Annotated in this window: 3 protein-coding genes; 2 read left to right on the forward strand and 1 reads right to left on the reverse strand. The window is 71.2% G+C overall.

The window, feature by feature from the left end; all coding sequences use genetic code 11:
- A partial coding sequence (locus I73_RS30555; RefSeq protein WP_051049365.1) for a triacylglycerol lipase occupies positions 1 to 849 on the reverse strand: 849 nt, incomplete at its 3' end.
- Between the two features lie 278 nt (positions 850 to 1,127).
- Between I73_RS30555 and I73_RS30560 the strand changes: the two genes are divergently transcribed.
- Positions 1,128 to 1,955 (forward strand): tetratricopeptide repeat protein, encoded by an 828-nt coding sequence (locus tag I73_RS30560; RefSeq protein WP_148289922.1) that lies wholly within the window; start codon positions 1,128 to 1,130, stop codon positions 1,953 to 1,955.
- Positions 1,952 to 2,143 (forward strand): hypothetical protein (locus tag I73_RS32935; protein WP_148289923.1); only part of this gene is annotated, 192 nt, incomplete at its 3' end. The genes I73_RS30560 and I73_RS32935, both read left to right, overlap by 4 nt.

Consider the following 2,143-nt stretch of genomic DNA (forward strand, 5'->3'; position numbering starts at 1 on the left):
TGGTTGATCTCGTCCAGGTGGTTCCAGGCGTAGTCGTCGCGCAGCACCCGTGCCCCAGTGCGAGGCGCACTTGCCCACCAGGCCGTCGTTGGACGCGCCCTTGAAGCTCACCGAGGTCAGCGTCAGCAGGGCGTCGCTCAGGTCGAACACATTGGTCAGCACCGCATTGCCGCCGGCCGAGTAGTAGCGCACGCCGTTGACCAGCTCCGGCCCTTGGCCACAGCTGCTGCTGGGCGCACCCTGCGGGTACTTGGCGTTGAAGGCGGCCGCGCCGGCCGTGGTCAGCGAGTTCATCGCGGCCTCGGAATCCTGCGGCAGGTCGGGGCTGCCCGAGAGCAGGCTGATCACCGACGCAAAGGCATTGGCCACCGCCGCCACCCAGGCCGTGGTGCCGGTGGCGCTGGTGCCGGCCTTGATGTCGTCGGCCACCGGGCTGCCGGTGTGGGGCGTGCCCATGGTGGTGACCGAGGCCACCAGCTGCGGCGCCACCGCGGCCACATAGCGCACCGCCTGGCCGCCATGGCTGTGGCCCACCAGGTTGAACTTGCTGTAGCCGTAGGTGGCCTGCAGGCGCTGCAGCTCGGCCAGCAACTGCTCACCGCGCACCTCGCTGCTGTTGGCTGCCGAGACCTGGGAGACGTAGACCTTGGCGCCGCCCGAGGCCAGGCCGGTGTCGATGCCCCACCAGTAGTCCACCGGGCCGATCGAATCCCAGCCGAACAGGCCATGCACCAGCACGATGGGGTAGCGCGTCTGGGTGTAGGTGTCGGCCGCGTGCACCACGGTCGGTGCGACCGTGCCGGTGATGCAGGCCGCCGCCACCACCGTCTTCAGGAACCAGCGTTTCATGGGGGTCTCCTCTGCGTGTTGTGGCTCCGGCACCGACGACCGATGGACGAGCGACCCGGAGTGGGCGAATTAAAGAACGACCGTTCGTGCCGTTGTCTGGGGGCTTTCCCAAAGCTGCGCTGCAACACGGCCTCAGGCTTTCCCGGAGACGGGGGCGGCAGGCTAAGCTGCAGGCCATGACGGGAAGCCAGCCTGCCGCAGCGATCCAGAGAGGCCGTGTCCAGCGCTGGGCGGCGGTGACGCTGTGGCTGGGCGGGCTGTCGATCGGGAGTCACGCCATGGGCTTGCCCATTGATGTTCAGTCCCTCTGGGATTTCGATCACCCCGAGCGCAGCGAACAGCGCTTTCGGCAGGCCCTGGCCACGGCACAGGGGGACGAAGCTCTCATCCTCTACACCCAGATCGCACGCAGCCAGGGTCTGCGGCAGCAGTTCGTGCAGGCCCGGGCCCTGCTGGAAGGGCTGCAGCCCGTGCTGGCCGGGGCCGGCCCAGAGGTTCAGGTGCGTTGGTGGCTGGAATGGGGGCGCACCTGGGTGTCGGCCGCCCATGCGCCAGAGCAGCGCACCGCCGAGGCCCGTGCCCGGGCAGGCATGGCCTGGGAGCGGGCGGCGCAGCAGGCCCGCGCGGCCGGGCTGGACGATCTGGCCGTGGATGCCCTGCACATGCTGGCCTTCGTCGAGACCGAGCCGGCCGCCCAGCGGCAGCGCACCCAGGCGGCGCTGGCCGTGGCCCAGGCCCAGGCCTCCCCTCAGCCTGCGGCTCAGCGCTGGCAGGCCTCGCTCTACAACAACCTGGGCATGGCCTGGCACGAGGCCGGCCGCGACGATCTGGCCCTGGCCCCGTTCGAACAGGCCCTGCGCCTGCGCGAAGCCCAGGGCGCGGCCGGCCCCACCCGTGTCGCCCGCTGGATGGTGGCCTGGTGCCTGCGTCTGCAGGGACGTGCGGACGAGGCGCTGGCCCGGCAGCAGGCCCTGGCCGAGGAGGGGGAGGCGGCTGCCGACCCCGATCCCTATGTCTACGAAGAGCTGGAACTCCTGTACCGTGCCCGGGGCGACACGGCCCAGGCGGATGCCGCGGCCCGGCGCCGCCAGGCGCTGAACCCATGAATCTCGATCTGTCGGCGCGCCGGCCAGTGGCGGTGCTGCTCTACCCCGGCTGCGTGTTCCCAGGAATCGCCCTGGCGGTGGAGGTGCTGGCCCCGCACCGGCCGCTGCGCTACCTGACGCCGGACGGCGCGGTGCATCGGGCTTCCACGGGGCCCCGCTGCAGGCCGATGGCGACTACGGCGGGCTGG

The organism is Ideonella sp. B508-1, from assembly GCF_000333615.1.
In the GTDB taxonomy this organism is placed as follows: Bacteria; Pseudomonadota; Gammaproteobacteria; order Burkholderiales; family Burkholderiaceae_C; genus Ideonella.

Excerpts from the sequence above, each read along its gene's own strand:
- I73_RS30560 (WP_148289922.1), top strand. The coding sequence starts at position 1,128 with ATGGGCTTGCCCATTGATGTTCAGTCCCTCTGGGATTTCGATCACCCC.